General features: G+C 38.3%; 15 protein-coding genes. 3 read left to right on the top strand and 12 right to left on the bottom strand.

Features of this window, described 5'->3' with window-relative positions:
* Nucleotides 1-19: 19 nt before the first annotated feature.
* The 5 genes from AC5NT5_RS16935 to AC5NT5_RS16915 all read right to left on the bottom strand — a co-directional run bounded on the left by AC5NT5_RS16935 (nt 20) and on the right by AC5NT5_RS16915 (nt 5,933).
* Nucleotides 20-1,198, bottom strand: coding sequence for an MFS transporter (locus AC5NT5_RS16935; RefSeq protein ID WP_494513581.1), 1,179 nt, complete (start codon nt 1,196-1,198; stop codon nt 20-22).
* On the bottom strand, nt 1,195-2,514 hold the full coding sequence (locus AC5NT5_RS16930) for a lysine N(6)-hydroxylase/L-ornithine N(5)-oxygenase family protein (RefSeq protein ID WP_494513580.1): 1,320 nt from the start codon (nt 2,512-2,514) through the stop codon (nt 1,195-1,197). The genes AC5NT5_RS16935 and AC5NT5_RS16930 overlap by 4 nt, the downstream gene beginning before the upstream one ends.
* A complete protein-coding gene (locus AC5NT5_RS16925; protein WP_494513579.1) occupies nt 2,514-4,052 on the bottom strand; it encodes a pyridoxal phosphate-dependent decarboxylase family protein in 1,539 nt (512 codons plus the stop codon). Before AC5NT5_RS16925 ends, AC5NT5_RS16930 begins: the two co-directional genes overlap by 1 nt.
* 346 nt (nt 4,053-4,398) lie before the next feature.
* Nucleotides 4,399-5,076: a haloacid dehalogenase type II gene (locus tag AC5NT5_RS16920; RefSeq protein WP_494513578.1), complete on the bottom strand. Its 678-nt coding sequence runs from the start codon at nt 5,074-5,076 to the stop codon at nt 4,399-4,401.
* 80 nt (nt 5,077-5,156) lie between these two features.
* Entirely contained in the window at nt 5,157-5,933 is a 777-nt protein-coding gene (locus tag AC5NT5_RS16915) for a DODA-type extradiol aromatic ring-opening family dioxygenase (RefSeq protein WP_494513577.1), read from the bottom strand.
* Nucleotides 5,934-6,038: 105 nt separating this feature from the next.
* Between AC5NT5_RS16915 and AC5NT5_RS16910 the strand changes: the two genes are divergently transcribed.
* Nucleotides 6,039-6,941 (top strand): LysR family transcriptional regulator, encoded by a 903-nt coding sequence (locus tag AC5NT5_RS16910; RefSeq protein ID WP_494513576.1) that lies wholly within the window; start codon nt 6,039-6,041, stop codon nt 6,939-6,941.
* Between the two features lie 36 nt (nt 6,942-6,977).
* On the opposite strand, the gene AC5NT5_RS16905 is transcribed toward AC5NT5_RS16910, so the two are convergent.
* Nucleotides 6,978-7,859 (bottom strand): LysR family transcriptional regulator, encoded by an 882-nt coding sequence (locus AC5NT5_RS16905; protein ID WP_182672991.1) that lies wholly within the window; start codon nt 7,857-7,859, stop codon nt 6,978-6,980.
* 90 nt (nt 7,860-7,949) lie between these two features.
* On the opposite strand from AC5NT5_RS16905, the gene AC5NT5_RS16900 reads away from it, so the two are divergent.
* The gene (locus AC5NT5_RS16900; RefSeq protein ID WP_182672990.1) at nt 7,950-8,369 is read left to right on the top strand and encodes a PACE efflux transporter; all 420 of its coding nucleotides are present in this window, start codon (nt 7,950-7,952) and stop codon (nt 8,367-8,369) included.
* Between the two features lie 468 nt (nt 8,370-8,837).
* Here the strand turns inward: AC5NT5_RS16900 and AC5NT5_RS16895 are convergent, their stop codons facing one another.
* From AC5NT5_RS16895 to AC5NT5_RS16870, 6 genes are all read right to left on the bottom strand, one after another.
* The gene (locus AC5NT5_RS16895; RefSeq protein WP_494513575.1) at nt 8,838-10,004 is read right to left on the bottom strand and encodes an aldo/keto reductase; all 1,167 of its coding nucleotides are present in this window, start codon (nt 10,002-10,004) and stop codon (nt 8,838-8,840) included.
* Nucleotides 10,005-10,632: 628 nt separating this feature from the next.
* A complete protein-coding gene (locus tag AC5NT5_RS16890) occupies nt 10,633-10,824 on the bottom strand; it encodes a DUF3185 family protein (RefSeq protein WP_024596528.1) in 192 nt (63 codons plus the stop codon).
* A gap of 51 nt (nt 10,825-10,875) precedes the next feature.
* Nucleotides 10,876-12,342 (bottom strand): DNA recombination protein RmuC, encoded by a 1,467-nt coding sequence (locus AC5NT5_RS16885; protein ID WP_494513574.1) that lies wholly within the window; start codon nt 12,340-12,342, stop codon nt 10,876-10,878.
* An 876-nt stretch (nt 12,343-13,218) separates the two neighbouring features.
* Nucleotides 13,219-16,365 (bottom strand): DEAD/DEAH box helicase, encoded by a 3,147-nt coding sequence (locus AC5NT5_RS16880; RefSeq protein WP_182768666.1) that lies wholly within the window; start codon nt 16,363-16,365, stop codon nt 13,219-13,221.
* A gap of 406 nt (nt 16,366-16,771) precedes the next feature.
* Nucleotides 16,772-17,734 carry a transcriptional regulator gene (locus AC5NT5_RS16875; protein WP_494513573.1) on the bottom strand — a complete coding sequence of 321 codons (963 nt, stop codon included), beginning with the start codon at nt 17,732-17,734 and terminating at the stop codon, nt 16,772-16,774.
* Nucleotides 17,735-17,749: 15 nt separating this feature from the next.
* The gene (locus AC5NT5_RS16870; RefSeq protein ID WP_494513572.1) at nt 17,750-18,988 is read right to left on the bottom strand and encodes an AAA family ATPase; all 1,239 of its coding nucleotides are present in this window, start codon (nt 18,986-18,988) and stop codon (nt 17,750-17,752) included.
* A gap of 773 nt (nt 18,989-19,761) precedes the next feature.
* On the opposite strand from AC5NT5_RS16870, the gene AC5NT5_RS16865 reads away from it, so the two are divergent.
* Complete coding sequence (locus AC5NT5_RS16865; protein WP_024596523.1) at nt 19,762-20,976, top strand: hypothetical protein; 1,215 nt, start codon at nt 19,762-19,764, stop codon at nt 20,974-20,976.
* Nucleotides 20,977-21,011 lie beyond the last annotated feature (35 nt).

The following is a 21,011-nucleotide window of genomic DNA, read 5'->3' as shown; positions in this document are numbered from 1 at the left end:
TCCTAAATCTTTTTAATTATTAAGTGGCTGTGTGTGCAGTGCGGCCAACAAATTTTACCCGCCATAGCAAAATAGCGCCAAGGCTTGCAAAACCAATAGCAGCAAAGTAAAAAGGCACGGTGGTATTAAAATATTCCACACTCATACCCACCAATAACGACGCTAAAATAACGCCAATATTTTGCGCAACATGCACTTTGGCAAAATCACTGCCGTAGTGAGCAGGCTCACTTTTAGCAAATAACATAACCTCTAATAAAACCATTACTTGAAACAGCGCTATACCGTATAAAACGCGAGAGCCGACAACTAACCACACCGACTCTTGCGCCTGTAAATAAAGCCCAATAGCGCCAAAAATAAGCGCGCACAATAATGTGCTTGTGCGGCTAAGCGTAGGAACAGGTAAGTGCTGCCTAAAGTGGTTAAACAACAGCATTAGTAGGGCTGAAAAAGCAGGAATGGCGTACACAAGCGCACTTACAAACGCACTGCTTTGCGCGCTCATTCCTTGCCAATGGGTCGTAAAAAATGGCCTAATTAAAAACGCGCTAAAATAAACCACCACGCTTATAAAGCAAAATTGCCATATTAAGTACGGTGTGCGAGTACGCGGTTTTTCGCTTTCAATAGCGTGCTGATAAATACCTAGCTTTAAGCTCACCATTAAATAGGCACATAGCAACACTTGTATTACATCGCCCGCAGCACTTAATAACAGTGCATAACGCGGTTCGTTTAGACTAAAAAAGTAACCACCCACTAACGCGCCACCAATAGCCCCAAAGTGCATAAGTACCGAAAACAAGCCAATAATAGAAAGGTGCTTACTTTGCTGCTCTAAACGCAGTGCAAACGGGTAAATAAGCAAGTAACTGGCTTTAAGCACCAACATAAGCTGGTAATAAAACCAAAATTCCCACACATTAGTTGCAAAATAACAAAGCAAACCAAAGCAGGCGGCAATCACTTGCGTTACAAGCCAAAGAGCCAGTTCGTGATATTTTTTGGCAACCTTTGCCCACAGGGGCAGCGCGAGCATAACGGTAATACAACAGTTAGCTACAAACACACCAATTAGTGTGGGGTTACTTACAGAAAATTCGCTGGCAAAAAATTGCGGATAAAACGGCAGTAATAAGGTGTCGCACACCACCGAAATAACCGTAAGCAAAATAAGTGCTAAACGTAAACTCATGCGGCGTTACTCTTTTGCTGTGAATGGGTCTCTACATCACTTAAATCAAAACACTGAAAAGCAATTTTTTGCTCAACCTGATACGGCGCATAACCGAGTATTTCGCGCAAAATTATACTGTTGCGATAACACGCCATGCCTAAATCGGGGGTTACAAAACCATGGGTGTGCTGCTCTGCATTTTGTACAAATATACGTTTTTGGTTGCTATCTACCGCATACTCGCGGCTAACTAAATAGCGGCCTTGTTCATCTTCTGGGAGCTGCTGCGCAATAGGGTTTAAAAAAGCGGGGCGCTTGTATTTAAAGCCAGTGGCACAAATTAAGTAATCGGTTTTTATTTCAAAGGCTTCATTTAGCTCTTGATGATAAAACTCAGTGACTAAGCGCCCAGCACTTTTACGTGTATTAGTAAGCTTGCTGTTAGTTTTAAATGTGGTAGAAATAGGCCCATCTAAGCTTTGCGCGTAAAGGGTGTCAAAAATGTCATTAATTAAATCGCCATTTATGCCTTTAAATAAGTTTTTTTGATTTTGGTTAAGCCAATCTCGTTGCTCAGTTTTTAAGTTATAAAAGTAATCAACATATTCAGGTGAGGTCATCTCAAGGGTGAGTTTAGTGTATTCCAGCGGAAAATAACGCGGCGATCGCGCAATCCAATCTAGTTGCAAACCTAGTGGCACGGCTTGTTGTAATAAGGTGTGATAAATTTCAGCAGCACTTTGTCCTGCTCCCACAACTGTTACGCGCTTAGCAGATTTTAGCTCATCAAGGCGATGGCAAAAGTCGCTACTGTGCATTACGTTATTAGAATTACTTTGCACTGCACAATCAGGAATATATGGGGCAGGGCCGGTGCCAAGCACTATGTGGCGCGTAACATAGTGTTGCTCCCCATTTGGGGTATTACAGGTAACGGTATAGCACTGAGTTTGCTGGCAAAATTCAACCTTAGTTACACTTTGCTCAAAGCTTACGTTACTCAACTGCGAGCACACCCATTGGCAATATAGGTTGTATTCTTTACGCAGTAAAAAAAAGCTCTCGCGAATATAAAATGGGTATAAGCGATTATTAAGCTTGGCATAATTTAAAAAACTGTACTGGCTAGTAGGATCTGCAAGGGTCACCAAGTCAGACATAAACGGCGTTTGCAAAGTAACACCTTCTAGCATCATGCCTGGGTGCCAATCAAATTGGCTACGTTGCTCTAAAAATAAGCTTTTAACGCCTTCTAGTGGTTCACTTAAACACGCTAACGATAAATTAAACGGGCCAAGGCCAATGGCTATAAAGTCATAAGGTTGGTTGCTCATTATTGTTGCTCCTTATACGTTTGCCACGCAATAGTGCTAATTTGCTCAAGCACTGCGCGCACATCGCTCAATTGGCACTGGGCATTAAGTAACGTAAATTTAAGATAATGACGGCCGTTAATTTTGGTGCGCGCAATCATGGCATCACCGGTTTTTAAAAATGTTTGGCGTACGTGCAGGTTTAGGGTGTCGAGTAAATCGGGATTATGTTTTAGCGCCTCTGGCGCAAAGCGAAATACCAGCGCGCTAAGCTCTGGGTAATTTATAACGTCAAAATCAGGGTGCTCGTTAAGCACTATATGGGTTTGACGAGCAAGGCCAATTACTTTATCAAACGCTCGGCCAAGTGGCGCCTCGCCCATAGTACGCAGTGTTAACCAAAGTTTTAAGGCATCAAAACGGCGTGTGGTTTGTAAGCTTTTATCAACTAAATTTGGCGTGCCATTGCTGGCCTCAGCAAGCGGGTTTAGATAGTCGGCGTAAAGGGTTATATGGCTAAAATGGCGTTTGTCACTTAATAAAAAAGCACTGCAGCTAACCGGCTGCATAAATGATTTATGGTAATCAATGGTAATTGAATCTACTTTTTCTATGCCGTTTAAAGCACTTCGGTGATGCTCGCTTACTAGTAACCCGCCGCCGTATGCGCCATCAACATGGCACCAAAGCTGCTCTTTTTTAGCAAGTTTTGCTATCTCTTCAATCGGGTCAATTGAGCCGAAATCGGTTGTACCTGCGGTAATTACCACAGCGATAGGTAAATCGCCCTTAGCTTTAGAATCCGCAATTGCGTGGTTAAGTGCGTCCATATCCATTTGCATTTTATTGTTTGTAGCCACGGGCACTACCGCGTTATAACCAAGGCCCAGTAATGCCGCTGCCTTTTGAATACTAAAATGCGCCACCTCAGAGCAATAAATACGAAATCGCGAGGCTACATCCGGCAAACCTTGCAGTTTTACTTCATGATTTGGTGCATAACGGCTTACAGCAACTTCGCGTGCAACTAGCATCGCCATTAAGTTCGATTGTGTACCACCACTAGTAAAAACGCCATCGGCAGTGCTCGGTAGCTTTGCTTTTTCACAGCTCCAATCAATTAGTTTTTGTTCAATAAGGGTCGCGCCAGCGCTTTGATCCCAGGTATCTACCGAGGTATTAATTGCGCCAATTATGTGTTCAGCCACAACCGCAGGGTATGTAACAGGGCAATTTAAATGCGCCATATAACGCGGGTGATGAAAATATACAGCGTGATCTAAATACACACTTTTAAGCTCGTTTAATACCGCAGGAAAATCAGCAAGAGGTTTGGCTAAATCTACATCATTAACAGTGGCGGCAAGCGTATTAACCGACACACCAGAAAACGGCTTTTGCGCTTTAGCCATGGCTTGTTGTACAGCCGAAAGCCCCTGCAGCGACGCTATTTGATAATTAATAAACTGATCGAGATTAAATTGCGGCGGTAGGCCATTTTGCTCAAATAAAGATTGGTTTTGGATAGGGCTGAGCTGTGCAGTTTGTAATTGTGACATATTTCGCTCCTTGGTGCTTATTTGGGTTCAAGGATCTTAATGGTAATAATTTGCATTATCAATAATGATTAAGGACTAAATATAGGGTTATTATCGTACTTAAGGGAAAGTAATTAGTTATAAGGAATTACTTTTAAAACTACCGAAGTATATAAAATGAGTTATGCAAATATTTAAAGCGCATACTATTTAATTAGGTTTTTAATAATGCGATATTTAAAAAAGTGAGGAGAGGTAAGTTACAACAGGCATATTATAAGTGGCTAACAAATTTAAAAAGTGGACCCCATTTACAGCTAGGTTTACACCTAAAACTGTAAACGGGATATAAAAGTAAAAGTACGGCTTAGTTAACGCTTTCTAATTTTGCTTTTAAATCGAGTAAATCGGTTGCGATTCTATTTGGCTGTATTTCCCACGGATCAAAAATAGATTCTTTAGATCGTTGAATCCACGCCGCGCGCATACCGTGCGATATAGCACCGGTTACATCAAACGGGTTACTTGATACAAGCCACGTGTTTGCTCCTGTTGAATTAGTTTCGCGTAAAAAGTGGCTATAAACGCCTGGGTTTGGTTTAAAGGTTTTAACGTCGTCGGCACTTACTACCCCTTCAAAAAGCTCACTAATGCCAGCGGTTTCTAATAAAGTATGAACTGCGTCGGCAGCGCCGTTTGAAAATGCAAACAAACGGTAATCCTTCGCTTTTAATTGCTCAAGGCCTGCTTTTACATCATCGAACGCAGGAAGCGTTTTATAAAGCTCTAGCAGTTGCTCCTTTTGCTCTTCACTTAGCTCGGTTTTGTGCGCTAAGCAGGCGTAATCGAGTGCGTGTTTTGTACATAGCGAGAAAGGAATATAATTTTGCATTAATCCACGTCTAAATGAATACTCTAATTGCTTTTCGCGCCATGTATTTGAAAATGCTTGGGCGTTATCGCCAATCATGTCGTCGAGTAAGGACAGTACGCCGTGAGTATTTATTAGCGTACCGTATACGTCAAATGCAAGTGTAGTTGCCATGTTTGCTCCGCAATAAAATAAATTAAGTTGGTTTTAAAGTACTTGCTTACAGCTTAACTTGATTTGAACGAACGCTCAAATTAATAAAACTTGTATGCATCAAGCGCTAAAATATCCATTTCTATACCTTCATGTATTTTTTCGGCTTTACCGTCACCACTACCAAGCGCTGCAAAAAGAGGTAAAAAGTGCTCCTGGGTAGGGTGATTAAATAAAGCATGGGGTGCTTCATCTAAATAGTTAAGTAACGCTTGGGTGTTTTGCGCTATTAATTTTTGCTCAACCCAATGGATAAACTCATTAACCATTTGAACACGGTTAGGTGTAGCAGGGCTTTTAAATATTTCACGTAGATTGTGACTAATACCGCCTGAGCCAATAATTAATACGTTATCGCTGCGCAATGGTGCAAGTAACTGCCCGTACTTATACATCGCCTGCGCGCCCAAACGCGTGTTAATAGACACCTGAACAATGGGAATATTAGCTGCTGGATACATTAAGCGCAGCGGGATCCACACACCATGATCCCACCCTTGATCTGCACTTTGCACCGTTTTAATACCCGCTTTGTAAAAGTACTCACTAATAGTATTAGCTAGCTTAGGGTCTCCTGGTGCTGGGTATTGAATTTCATACAGGGGCTTGGGGAAGTTATAAAAGTCGTGAATAGTATGCGGCGCATCTCCTGATGTAATAACTATATCGTGCGCTTCATCAAAGTGGGCAGAAAACACCACAATAGCTCGTGGTTTACTAAGCGTTTGACCTATTGATGCAAGAAAATCTGACGTAGCCGATTGCTGTACAGCCATCATTGGCGAACCGTGAGATATAAATAAAGCAGGCTGAGTCATACTAAAACCTTAAACAAATAGACGTGTTATAAACACTATATAAGTTTCTAATTTGACGATAAATATGATACTTATTTATACATTATCAACAAAGTATTGTTAAAGATGGATAAACTCACCACCATGAAGACCTTTTTAGCCGTCGTGCAAGAAGGATCATTTTCAAAAGCGGCCGATAAACTCGATATTTCGCCGCAGTTAGTCAGCAAATATATTTCTGCGCTGGAAGATAATCTACGCACGCGTTTATTACACCGTACAACGCGAAAAGTAAGTGTTACAGAGGCTGGAAATCAATATTATCAGCGTTGTCAGCAAGTGATTATTGATATTGAAGACATGGAAAACTCACTAAACAACTTAAGCGAAAGTGTATCGGGTGTGCTTAGTATTAGTACGCCTATGTCGTTTGGTACTAAGCATTTAGCAGGTTTGTTGGTTGATTTTCAAAAGCAGTATCCAAATTTAAAGTTAGATTTACGGCTCACCGACCAATATGTAGATATAGTAGAGCAGGGTATTGATATTGCTCTACGTATTGGCGTATTAAAAAACTCAACGCTCATAGCTAAAAAAATTGCCCCTATACGTTTAGCTGTATTTGCGTCACCCGACTATTTAGAACGCCATGGCACGCCACAAACGCTTTTAGATTTACAGTCACATAATTATTTACGCTATTCCCACAGCGAACCCACAAAGCGATTATTTGGGGTTAATGAGTTAAAAAGCGAGCTAAAGCTTGAAAGTAACTTTGTGGCTAACAATGGTGATTTGCTACTAAATACAGCCATTGCGGGTGGTGGTATTGCTATGCAGCCCACATTTATAGCAGGGGAAGCACTGGCTCAAAGTAAAGTAGTGCGCATTTTAAATGACTACGAACCCGAGCCAATGGGGCTTTACATGGTGTATGCAAACAGACAGTTTTTACCCAGTAAAGTACGTGCGTTTGTTGATTTTGCAAGTGGCTATTATGGCGATACACCTTACTGGGATTTAGCGTAATAAAAAGTAAACCGCCTAACAGGCATTATATAAAAGCTAAGTTTTTAAAAAATTCCGTAGTAAATTTCTTAGTACTTTAAACACCTCTTGATTACTGTGTTGCTGATGCTGTAATACATCAACATTAGCCAACCAACCCATTTCTTCAAACTCAAGAGGAAGTTTAACCAGCTCACCACTTTGTACTGCATCTACAGCTACATGGTTTGGTAATAAGCACCACCCGTTACCTTGTATTGCTAGCTCGAGTAATACAAAGTAATTATCGGCATACCAAATCTCTGGGCTAATTTTTAGCTGAAAGCTACTTGTTTGCGTATTGCGAGAACGAAGAAGAAGTTGTCGATGTAGCCGAAGGCCATCCATATTTTCACATCTGATCCCCGCTAAAGGGTGCGATTTAGCAACATATAAATCAAATTTTACCGATCCAATACATTCATAGTCCAAGTAGCTCGGTATATTTAATTCACTAAAAATAATACCCGTTATAGGCTTTTCGCTGTTTAGCATGTCAATTATGTCATGGCTGGATGCACTTAAAAACTCAAGCGATACGTAAGGATACTTACTTTGCAGCTTGCTAATAATACTTGCGATAGTTTTAAACGGGATCCCTTCGTCAAGTGCGATAGTGATTTCGGTTGGTGTTTTTTCGTTTAGTGCTAATGCAGAGTTTGTTAATCGCTGGTGTTGATTAAGCACGGCCTTAGCCTGGGGTAGTAACTGTTTACCGGCTTCGGTTAATTGTGGATAGCGCCCTGTGCGCTCAAATAATGTCGCATTACAGTCTATTTCTAAATTAATAATATGCTGGCTTATTACCGACTGCGCTTTACTTAAACCGCGCGCAGCAGCTGAAAACGATCCAGCTTCAACGGTAGCCACAAATGCTTGAAGCTGCTCAATACTAAACATATCGCTTTTCCCGATACTAAGTAACTAACACATATCTTTATAATGAATGAAAATACAGCCATCGTCATCAACTTAAGAAGTTATTTATATATGAACACAGCAGAACGTATTTTTCAGGCGCTAATATTTGAGATGATAGCATTATCTTTTGTTGTACCTGCATCATCTTATTTTGGTGGGTTTGCAACAGGAAAAATGGCAATAGTAGGTGTTGGTTTATCAATCTTCGCCATGCTTTGGAATTACATTTACAACATAGTGTTTGATAAAATAGTTGGGCATAACCGAATAGAGCGAGGTTTGGTAACCCGCATTACGCATGCATGTGGCTTTGAGCTGGGTATGTTAGTAATAACGCTGCCAATACTTGCTTGGTATTTAAATATTACATGGCTAGCCGCTACAGCATTAGAAGCTGGCTTTTTAGTGTTTATACTCATATACACGTATATTTTTAATGTGTTGTACGATAAGTACCAACCTTACAAAAAATGGGTTAATAAATCATAATGTGCTTGATGTTTTTAAGTTTATAAAAGCGAAGTTGTGAGGTATTGAGATCGTTTTGACAAAAGCGCAATGGCAATAAATAACGGTAAATGTGGCTTTTAATTAAACCAATTAGCACTGCTCAATTGACTAAGTAGTGCTAATTTACTATTTGCACAATTTACCGGCTAACTGTAATGGGGGTTTACAGTAACTTTTTGCTTTATATATTTAGCCCTTTCAATATATTCCATACGCTCTCACCACTAGGATGAAGTGCAGCATGATACCGATATGTGTTATATGTAATATTTTACTGCTTGAGGTAGTGTAATCGGTAGATTTTTCCTGCCTATTAGCTCTGCGCCTTGTGTCTATTATTTATCGAGACACAAGATGTATAGCTTGCTCACGCGAGAAGCGTTGCTTAAAAATAAACCATATATTAGCTATGAATAAGTGTGCCAAGCAAATGGCACACCTATTGTGTTATGCCGGTATGGGGGCGTTTTGGGCAATAAGCTGTTTAGATTTCAACTCACTCCAAAATTCGCTTGGTATGGTAACTTTCATTGAGGCTACATTAGCTTTAATTTGCTCCTCCGTGCGTGCCCCAGGAATAATTGAGGATACCGTTGAAGGCGCTTCTGCAAACTGCAGTGCAGCTGTTTTAATATCAATCCCATGTTTAGATGCAATGTCGCTTATTGCATTAAACTTTTGCTGCATAGGCCCTGGAATTTTAGGAGAATAATTAAAGCGGTTACGACCGGCTAAAAAACCACCATTAAGCGGCGCACCAATGACTGCTGAAATACCTCGTTTATCAAGCATAGGAAAGGTTTTATCAAGTGCCTGCTTGTGATCTAAAATTGAATATTGCAGCGCTAGTAAGCAAATATCTGGGTCTGACATATCAAGCGCTTTATAAACAGCATGAGGTGTATTTACTCCAAAACCCCAGCCTTTAATTATTCCTTCATCACGCATTTTAGTCAGCTCAGGAATAGCACCTTTAGCCGCTTGATCAAAATACTTAAGCCAGTCATCTCCCATATCGCTGTTTTGTGGTGATAAATCGTGAATATAGACAATATCGAGTGAGGCGACACCAATACGATGCAAAGTATCTTCTATTGAACGGCGCGTGCCTGAGGCTGAATAATCATACTTATAATGAAACGGTGAGTGATCAGCCCAATGCCAACTATTTTCTAAAGGCTCTGCTGAAGGGGTAAGAAGGCGACCTACTTTTGAGGATAAAACATAATCTTCACGCTTTTTGTTTCGAAGTAAATCACCGAAGCGCCTTTCGCTTAAACTCAAACCGTAAAAAGGTGATGTATCAAAATGACGAATACCAGAATCCCATGCTGCATTTAGCATTGTTAAAATTTCTGTATCGCTTGATATAGTATTAAAGCCATTCCCGGCGGCAAGGCCGCCCAAGCCCATTCTTGATTCCGGCCGGTAATGCTTAGCGTTAGTAACATCGTTTGTGGGTAGAGCAGCGCTTTTATTTATTGATCCTTTAGTTTGCATAACACTGCCGTTAGACATTTTTACCTTTAGTTGCTCAGCCAAAGCTGAAGCACTAAAAATAGAGCCTAAACTTAAAGCAGCCCCTGCTTTAATAAAATTTCTGCGAGATACCATGTGACTATTCTCCTTGAGTAGGTTAAATATCTACGCTCTAAGCTAGTATAAATAACAACCAAACTCAAGCAAGGAGAATACAATAAATGACAATACTATCAATAAGATATATAAATTAACAAACACTGAACAGACGTTTGAATTAACATTTAAAACTGATTATTTTCTTTACTCGTATGGTCCTTTTAAATGCACAAAACAGTGCACTTTAATAGCTTGATAAAAAAGCATACTTCCAAATTGGTGCACGCTTTAATACTCATTTATACAACATAAAATGGTTACATTTATTAGATATGTACAAATTAGTAGACAAAACCGTAATAAATTTAAGATGCACAAATAATCTCACTAGCAAAGCAATTGCAGCAACACTTAGCTAATTTAACCGAGCGTAGTTGAAATAATTGGGGTAAATATTACAAAAACGTTTATTATTAAAGGCTTGCCTTGCAATACACGGCGTATTTTACTCTTTCACAATGCAATTGCTGGCAAGCCCTGTAAGAGTTTTATCTTGCCAAGTAACACTGTGCAGTGCAGCAAATTGCAACTAAATTCAACGTAGTTAGCGCTGAAAATAGCTGCTTAAATAGCTGTTTAAATAGATCTATTATTCAAGTTCAGGTTACTTGAGCTTTTTAATACCAATTAACACACAGATGGCACCGCCAATAATACCCGCCCATGCTTCTATTGGCGTGTCGCCACTAAATGCACGGCTAAGCTGCGAAGCCGCCGCATCATACACGTCGTATCCCCACATAATTAAAGCGATACCTATAACGATTAAAACAATTCCTACAATCTTATTATTCATAAATACCCTTAAGGTTTAACTTACATAAACTAAATAAAAAATAAATCAGGGTTAATCTAACTCTAATTGGGCACGTTCTACGCTCTCACTGGGTAGCTCTTTTTGTACCGACACACCTAGCTCTTTAAACTCTGATGCTTGTTTAATTAAATTACCTTTACCACGGTATAGCTGCGAAAATGCTTTATCATAACTTTCTTTCGCTTTATCAAGCTGCTTACCTACGCCTTCCATACTCAATAAAAAACCATTGAGCTTGTTATAAAAACGTTCCGCTCGACTTGCCAGCTCTTTTGAATATTTGGTTTGCTCTTCAAAACGCCAAAGCTGTTTAACAATATTTAAACTAGTAAGCAGGGTGGTGGGTGTAGCTACCAGTATATTTTTTTCGATTGCTTGTTGGTAAATATCGCTTTGATATTTGAGTGCTTCTACAAAAGCTGATTCTATTGGTACAAACATAACCACTACTTCTGGCGAGTTAATACCTGGTAAGCGGTCGTACGATTTACTCGCAAGTTCATTAATACGCGCTGTAACGGCGTTTACATGCTCTTTAATTGCTTGATTAGCATCTAGATCATTTTCAGCGTTCACGTAGCGTGTATAGGCATTTAATGAAGTTTTAGCATCAATAACTAAGTGGCGACCCTGTGGTAAGTACACAACTACATCAGGGCGCAAGCGGCCATCTTCAGTGTTAAACGACACTTCGCGCTTATAATCAACGCCTGCACGTAAGCCAGCACTATCTAATACGTTTTCGAGCATAAGCTCGCCCCAATTACCTTGGGTTTTCTTTTGCCCTTGTAGGGCGTTACTGAGCTTGTCGGCTTGATCTGTTATAGCTTGGCTTTTAGCTTGCAAATGCAGTAGCTCGGTTTTAAGTGCAGTCCGTTGTTTTATGTCTTCAACGTGCATTGATTCCATTTTTTCTCTAAAGCCTTTTAGCTCGCCTTGAACTGGTTTTAATAATTGCTCAATGCTTTCTTGATTTAAGGTTTTAAAGCTTTGTGATTTTTCTTCTAGAATTTTATTGGCTAGGTTTTCAAACTCTTTTTTAAGCGTATTTTTACTTTGCTCAATTTGCGCGAGTTGCTCGCTAAAGTTTTGCTGTTTTTGCTCAAGGGTAGTGCGCATATTATTATATTCAACATCGCGCTGATTATATTGCTCACGAAGCGCTGCCAGCTCGCCTTCGGCTTTACGCCAAAAGTGATTGTATTGAATGCTTTGTTTTTCTTGTTCGCTAAAACGCGTTTTAAAATGCTGGGCTTCATCGCGCTGCTCTTGGTGAGTATGTTCTAGCAGTTCATGATCTTCTAGCAAGGCGCTGTATTGCAAATCTTTATTATCAAATTGGTTTTGTAACAGGGAAAGCTGTTGCTGCTGTTCGCTTATTTGTAGATGTAGCTTTTTGCGAAGCCGTGTTGATACAGCGCTGTAAAATAGGGCGCCTAACGCAACACCAGCACCGGCGCTTAGCCAATCAATATTAGTGAGTACTTGAGTGAGCATAAAATAAACTTATAAAATTTAGAGACATGCCATCATAACCAATAACCATCAACAGAAGTAGGGGAGCAAAGAAATTACAGACATAAAAAAACCAGCTTAAAATAAGCTGGTCAAATATTACTAAGTTAAGTAATCAAAGGGATAATCAACATGTGCCCGAGCAAGCTGCAACTTAAATACATAATCACCAAAATAACTAATATTATTAGGTGAGGCTATATAACAACAGACATTAGAGTAGACCGGATAACAAAATAATTAATTCAAATTAATTTGCGGAAGATCATTTATTTTTATTCGGGTTGATTTAAACAAATCAAATTATGGGCATAAAAAAAGCCAGTTCAAAATGAACTGGCTCAATCATTACTAAAATTAGTAACTAAATAGGGGGAATCAACATGAAAACTTGTATTAACTGCAATTAATCAACAAGCATAATAGTAGACGCGTCTTTTTTAATTAAGTTCAAAAAAATAAAAAACTTTTAAAATAAGTGCTGAACGCTAAATTTTAGATATAAAAAAAGCCAACTCAAAATGGGCTGGCTCAATCATTACTAAAATTAGTAACTAAATAGGGAATCAACATGAAAACTTGTATTAACTGCAATTAATCAACAAGCATAATAGTAGACGCGTCTTTTTGAATTAAGTTCATAAAAAAATAAAAACTTTTAAAATAAGTGCTGCACGCTAAATTTTAGACATAAAAAAAGCCAACTCAAAATGGGCTGGCTCAATCATTACTAAAATTAGTAACTAAATGGGAAATCAACATGATGCTTGTGTTAACTGCAATTAATCAACAAGCATAATGATAGACGTCCGCTTTTTAATTAAGTTCATAAAAAGATCAAAACTTTTTAGATCTTTTTTAGTTTTTAATTAATGACAACATTTGCTGCTCATCAAACTTTGTAAAGCTCATTGATTTATCGGTAAATAATGCATCAACAAGGGCTTGCTTGTCTTGCTGCATTTTAAATACTTTTTGCTCTATTGAGTTACTCATTATGAGCTTATAAACAAATACAGGATTAGTTTGACCAATACGGTAGGCTCTATCAGTCGCTTGCTTTTCTACTGCGGGATTCCACCATGGATCAAAATGAATAACAGTATCTGCTTGTGTTAAGTTAAGGCCTGTTCCACCGGCTTTTAAACTAATTAAAAACACGGAAGTTTTCCCACTGGTAAACTCGTCGATTACTTTATCTCGTTGACGCGTTTGCCCTGTAAGCATACTAAAGTTAATGTTTATTTCTTCAAGGCGTTGGGCTATTAAATCGAGTGCCGATGTAAACTGACTAAATATAATAATCTTACGACCTAGGCTTAGCATAAGCGGTAAGTGTGTTGTTAACCATTCAAGCTTAGCGGAGCCTGCTTGAGTATCTGGATCTATTAATTTAGGGTGGCAACAAATTTGCCTTAACTTTAAAAGCGCCTCTAAAAATGCAAGCTTACTTTTTTGTGCGCCTTGTTCGGCAAATAAGTCTATTAGCTTCTCTTCTAATGAACGTGTAATGCCTTGGTACATTTCTTTTTGCTTAGGCTCAAACTCAAACTCTTTTGTTAGCTCTGTTTTTTCAGGTAACTCTTGCGCTACTTGTGCTTTAGTGCGGCGCATTATAAAGGGCATAATTAACGCTTTTAACTGCTCAGCCCTCTGCATATCAGCTTCACGCTCAATAGGTGTTTGAAAGTGCTGCTTAAAGTGGGCTTGAGACCCAAGTAACGATGGCATAGCAAAATCGAGTAACGATTTAAGCTCAAGTAAATTATTCTCGATTGGAGTACCACTTAAACAAAGTTTAAAGTCGGCATTTAAGCGTTTAACTAATCGTGAGACCTGTGCGGTATCGTTTTTAATGTATTGTGCTTCATCGAGGATTATATTTTCAAAATATAATGGTGAATAATATGCAATATCACGCTTTAAAAGCGGGTATGTAGTAAGAATGCATTGCGCTTGTGCTAAGTGTTGTAAAGGATCGTTACGGTTTGATCCAAAAATAGTGGTTACTTTTAAACTTTTAGCAAACTTAGTGATTTCGTTTTTCCAATTACTCACCAAGCTAGTTGGGCACACTATAAGTGTAGGGCCTGCTTGAGGGCGGTTAAATGTACTCGCTAAAAATGCAATAACTTGGAGTGTTTTACCCAACCCCATGTCGTCAGCTAAAATACCACCTAATTGATGACGTTTTAAAAAGCTAAGCCAATCAACGCCTTGCTGTTGGTACTCACGAAGTGTTACAGAGTCATTTAAGCCATGTAATGAAACCTTAGGCATTGCCTTATCGGTATTATTTAACTCTTGTAAATATAGCTCAAGTGAATCGTCGTGAAGCTCTACGTTAATAGCTGTGTGCTTTACTAGTTCAGGTAAATACGAAAGCGGAATATTAAATTCGTCACGTGTTTTTACAAATTCAAAGCGTTCTTTAAATTCGTTTAATAAGTTAATGGCAGACTTATTAATAACCCCAAATTGACGACCAAGCGGGTAGTAATAAAACAGTTCACTTTGGCGATTCAATGACTGATAAAGCGAATCAGCATTAGTAAACAACAGCGCTGCTTTTGCGTCACACAACAATACTTTGCAGTGCATTTGATGCCCTGCTGCACGGTGTACATGTAAACTCACTTCACATTGTGGATTAGGGCTTGTTACTTTACTTACACTGACTTGCCAACCACGCTGCTTAAAGCCAGGAAATACTTCGTATATTAGCCAATGCAAATGGATAGGAGATTGCTTTGTAAATACAAGCTCACTTTGTAAACCCCCTTTACAAAATTCAAACCCTAGATTGATTAGCTCGTTAGTTACGGTGTTTTCAAATGCGCTATTTATAGTACTTGCTGGGGCAGAACCAGCTAAATAGTTTTTATTTTTATACTTAAATAGCAGCGAAAGTGATAAACCTTGCTCGCCCATTGTTACTTTTAAAACAGCATTACTAGATAGCTTAGGTAACGTTGGCTGCAAGTTAGTAGGGTGCGGTATAACACCTGCACCAAAGTTATCTGCAAGTTGTTTGTATATTCTGTCAAAATTAGCGTCATGCAAAGCAGGCATAGTTTGTAAATGTGCTATTTCGTCTGCACTCAATGGTGTACGAAGACGACCCGCTTTTAAATGATCTAAATCGAGATAAGTAGGCGGTGTTGTTTTTAATAAAGCCCAGTTTTGGGTTTGCTCGAGCTTAATAACTAATTGTGATAGATCTTTATCTTGCTCCCAACTAAAACTCAATGCTTGGCCAGATTGCGCTTTAATTGGCACGCGAGAGCGCTGAAAAAACAAGCGCTCAGTAGCTATCAATTGTTGTAGGGCACTAAAGCCCCATTGGCCTTTTAGCTCAATACTTCCTACTGCATTTTGTGAACGTATCCAACTAAATAATCTAAAATCACTTTCGAGTAAATCATTTGGCGTTACGAAACTATTTAACTGTTGCTCAGTGAGGTTTCGGCCTAACGTGTAATTCTTTTTAGTCTCAAAATTAGCTATTTTAGGTGTTAAAAATACTTTGTTATTTTCAATATCTAATACAAATAATAATACTTGCGACGGTGTATGTTGATCACCACTTTTAAGAGCGCTTAATTCACTAAACCAATCATTAATGAAGTAATCTTCACCGTATTCACCAGAGTGCTCTATTTTAAGCTTAAACAAAATAGCAGCTAAATGTCGGCATTTGGTTTTTGCATTACACGTACAGTGTGTATCAACAGAATAACCAGTTGGTACTTTACTGATCTCAATACGTTGGTTAAATGATGATCCGTTATCCACTTGCACGGTAGAGTCTACAACAGAAAAATTAGGGGTATGCTCTAGCCAGGTGATTTGACCTTTCTTGTAGTACTCTTTGCCTTTATCTAAGACATTTTCGCGAAAAAGTTTTTTAATAAAGCGTTCAGAAAGAGGAAACTGGGTAGCCTGCTCATTTTTAATTTCTTCAAAAATAGCCATTAAATCATTTTTTGATAAGTTAGCAGACATGTCACTCTAAGCATTAAATTTTAAAAATAATTCTGCCAGTATATGCCTTATGTGCTCTGAGCTAAAGCACTATTAACAAGATATAAACTGGTTGGAGCTGATAGCTTAGTAAAAAATCGGTTTATAGGTAAAAATGAGTATAAAATTTCGCAAAATATTAGGCACTACATACAAATATAAAGATTAAACGACACGTTATAGATCACAATTTTACTAACAATAATAATAAACCAAGAGCAAATAGCTAAAAGGGGGCGATTAGTTAGTAAAAAAGTGATCTTGAAGAGGAAATATGATTATTTAAGGTAGGATTAGGCTAGTAAAGATCAGATTTTAACTAACAAAACAATCTGTCAGATCAGTATTTTACTAAGTATATATGTCTGACAGATCATTATTTAACTAACTAATTAAAAGCACTTAATAGCTTAGTTAATTGTTCTAAGCGTTTGTCTGTCATCACTTTATTGTCGATTTTGATAGACACATCACCACTTTTTAAATTGCGTTGCACCGATACAAACTTATTTTCAAGTACAGCTTCACGCTTAACAGCAGCTTGAGGCTCAGCAGTTAGGCATTTGGTGATTGCCATTGCACGCTTGTCGTCACTTGTAATGGCGTTTAGCTCTTCATCACTAGCTAGGTCACTAACAAGTTGATTAAACGCCTCTTGGTCTCTGTCCTTTGCGCTCATGAGCTTTTTAGCCACTTCGCGACCCACGTGATTCGCAGTAGGGTAGAGTGCAATAACTTCAGCAGGTATTTGTTCATACGCTTTAACAGCATCTGCAATGGCGGTGTGTGATACACCTTCAATTGCAGCAATCTCTCTGTAAGATCCTTTTTTACCTTGTTCAATAAGCTCATTTTTAGTTTGCTGGTAAGCTTGTCCTAGCTCCCATAAACTTGGAGCGATATATTGATCTGAAGATATAGCTAAAATTTTAGCGTCTTGCTCAGTAAAGTCGCTTGAACTAAGTACTAAATAATCGGCGTTACCTAAAATACAGGCCATACGACGGCGAGAACCCGCTAAGACTAAGCTTTTATCACCCTGATCCCAAAGTAACGCAGGGTGCAGATTACGGCCATCCTCTGCAATGGCAGGTAAAATATCCGATACTGACTTTTCGTTAAGAAGTGCTTGTACACGGCGGTTTTTACCGTATACACCAGTTGTAGATTCAATGTCAGCGTGTGCGATCACTTTGCAAACAAGTGTAATTTGGCGCTCAGGATCGCTCGGTGCTGGCATGCGAATTACATCACCAGCATTTGCTTGTTCAAGTAATGCGTCAAGGCTACTACTTCCTACAGCTGTTGCAAAAGGATCTAAGCGGGTGTCATTTTTACGTTTTTTAGCCATTTTTATTAAACATCCTTACTTAGGGGTATTGAGTGTTGATTGAGTTGACTGCCAATTTGAACGAATAAGCATTTCTAGCTCATCGACCACATCTTTAATATTTTCTTGAGCGCGCATTAGTGATTCACGGCTTGCTAAGCTGTCTGACGCTTTTTGATCAAAAATAGTATTGAAAGACGAAGAGCTAGCAGTAATCGCCGAGCTGTGGTTGATTGGGTAACTCATAACTTGGCGACCGAATGCACTACGAACATCTTTAACAATATCGCGCTGTGAGTGATTACCTTTTACATAGTTGGTCACTAAAAACTGCATAAAGTCCCATCCCTCATGGCCAAGTGCCGCAACGGTATGGTAAATCTCGCCTAGTCGTTTTAAATATTTATTATTAGCATCAAAGTCTACAGCTTCTGGATGAACAGGGATAAGCATCGCAGTAGAAGCCATTAATGCATTATAAAACATAAAGTTAAGAGTTGGAGCTGTATCTATTAATATAATATCAAACTCGTCTTTAACAGGGTTAATTACTTTTTCAAGTAACTTATGGTAATGACGAGTTTGCTCATAATTTGAGGTGTCTTTGAGTAATGTTGCAGTTTCGTGCTCAAAATAAAAATCGTCCATACCTGATGGTAGTACACGAATATTTGGGATATGCGTTGGTAAAAATGAGTCTGAAACAAATTCAGGCCATGTTTCGCCCTCATCTAAATCTATACAATCACGCATTAAATCACCAACAGTAATTGGGTCGTGCTCGCTTGAAGGAAAAAAGCTTGAAGAAGAGCCTTGAGGATCTAAATCAATTATACCAATGCGATAGCGCTTAATATTTGTAGTTGCCAGGGCTGCTGCAATATTAACCATGCTGGTTGTTTTGCCACAGCCACCTTTGAGAGAATTAATGACAATAACTTGCAGTTTGTCATCATCAGTACGATGATCTGGTTTAATATCCATAATATCAGCCATAGCAAAAATGTTTACTAATGTGTAAGCATAATGACCATTGGCGCCGCGTTTTATATTTAAATCATCAAAGTCACCGTTGTCATGACGTCTTTTTAAAGTACGATTATTACAACCTAATAAATCGGCAGCTGCTTTTTGCGTATAAGTTCTTAATTCTTTTTCTTCTGATTTAAGATGAGCACGATAGTGCTGAATACGACCTTCTAATGATTTTTCAGCTACTTCGGCAGTTGCTTTTAAAAGCCGGTAGGTACTTAGCGCGTTATTATTGATAGACATACTTTCTTCCTCAAAGTTAGGCAGTTAGTATAATGTCCATTCAAATTGCTGTAAACAACTATTTAAGACGACATGCATTTTAAAAAGAAGACATTTAAAAATACTTTTACACTTTTAATATTGCTTAGTATAAATAAAGAAGTTTAAAGGTGGTTAAATATATAAGGTAGTAAAGGTTAAGGACCTTAAATTAACACATAACATTATGATTAATATAAACAATATAAAAAAAAGCAGATCAGCGTTATACTTGGTTAAGATCAGATCTTTATCTACCTGCAGATCACCTTTTTACTAAGCCTTATTTTTTAAATTAAGTTATGCACAGGTTGCGCATAAGGTTATGAACAAAAAGAGCCCTTGAGATCAATTTTTTACTAAGTAAATTATAAAGTTATGCACTAACCTTAGCGTCAATAGGTTCGTTTAATTAGTATAGATCTGATCTGTACTTGGTACAGATCAGATCTATGCTAACTCGATAAGCCTTTATCCACAGGGATATTAAATTTCGTATGAATTTGTCGTACTAAATTTTAAAATAAAGCCATTGTGATGGACAAAATAACAGCTGAGTTAGTAAAAAACAGATTTGTGATGACCCAGTTAGTAAAAATATGATCTGAAATCGCAAGTTATATACATTACTTAGTATAATAGTGATCTAAACGTTTTATTTAAAGTCAGATCACTTTTATACTAACTTAAACATTTAACTTTTGTTGTTTAATGTGTTGTTATTAGATGTCGCAATAAAAATGGAAATAAGAACAATGAGCCGAAAGGTCAACATCTCGGTAGATAATTTGCCCGATACACTCAGGGGCCAAATCCACGGGGTGGAAAGTGCAATAGATAACGAAAGTTTAGCACTATTTACAGACAACAAAGACGTGCGAATTTCTATTGAAAATGCAGCTCATGGTTTACGTGCATATTCAAACACGTTTAATCATTATGATTTGTGGGGACGCTTTGTACGCTCGGGCTATAAAAAATTGCCACTTGAAGAAGCGCCTAAAAAAACAATCATTACGCGTAAAATATCAGAGAAAGTAGATGGTATTTTATACGATGGTGAGATAAAAATTACGCCTGCTGTCGTCAGTACTCGTAAAGATGGTGAAGATATTGAGTATCTTGTTTGGCCATCAGACAGAGAAGAAAAAGTAGAACGAGCACTTATTCGTTTAGCTTCTAAAGGCAAAATAGTTAAAATTAATTTTAAGTCCGGTATTCAATACGCAGTTGTTTTTTCTATGAACGAATTAGCGCAAGAGCTCAAAGCGGTAGGGCAGTCAATGCCATATCCTGCAATTAAAGAGTCACTTGAAGCATTGCAAGGTTCTAAACTTTCATTTAAATATTCAGCAACCGATACTAAAAACTCCGATATAGATGATTCGTTTTACGAGTCAAATATGAACTTTTTATCGTCACTTCACTTTAGTGGTAAAAAGGGTCAAGGTGGCAATGTAAAGTGTGTGGCCTGTTTAAATGCGTTTGTTCATAACATGATTGATAACCTTGAATACAAAGGATATTACTTTAACAGTGCACAAGAATTAAAACGGGGATTGTCGCGTTGGATGATGCTTCGTTTGTACCACCTTTGGCGTTATGCAGCTCCAGGTAAAACGTATCATTTTAGATTACTTTCTATTATGGAAAAATATGGATCTATTTATTCAACTGATGATATTACGGAAAATAAATTAAAAGCGCTTCGTCGTGATATGACCACCACAATGAAAGATTTGATTGAAAAAGGTGCTATATCAGAATACAGCATTACAAACGTCAAAGATGACAAAACTGGTAACATTATTGATTACACATACGAAATGCACCCCTCTGATCAGTTTTGCGATGAAATACTTACATTGAACAAACACAACAAACGCATTGAGATTCAAGGCGGTAAACGTATTGTTGAAAATGCAGTGTTAATTGATGAAGATAAGATAGAAGAGATAGTAGAAAAGTAATAAACGTTATTTTAAATACTGTACATATTTACTAA

This window comes from Pseudoalteromonas sp. J2K-J599 (assembly GCF_059295115.2).
The sequence above is the reverse complement of the archived record's forward strand: the minus strand, read 5'-3'. Positions and strand labels throughout refer to the sequence as shown.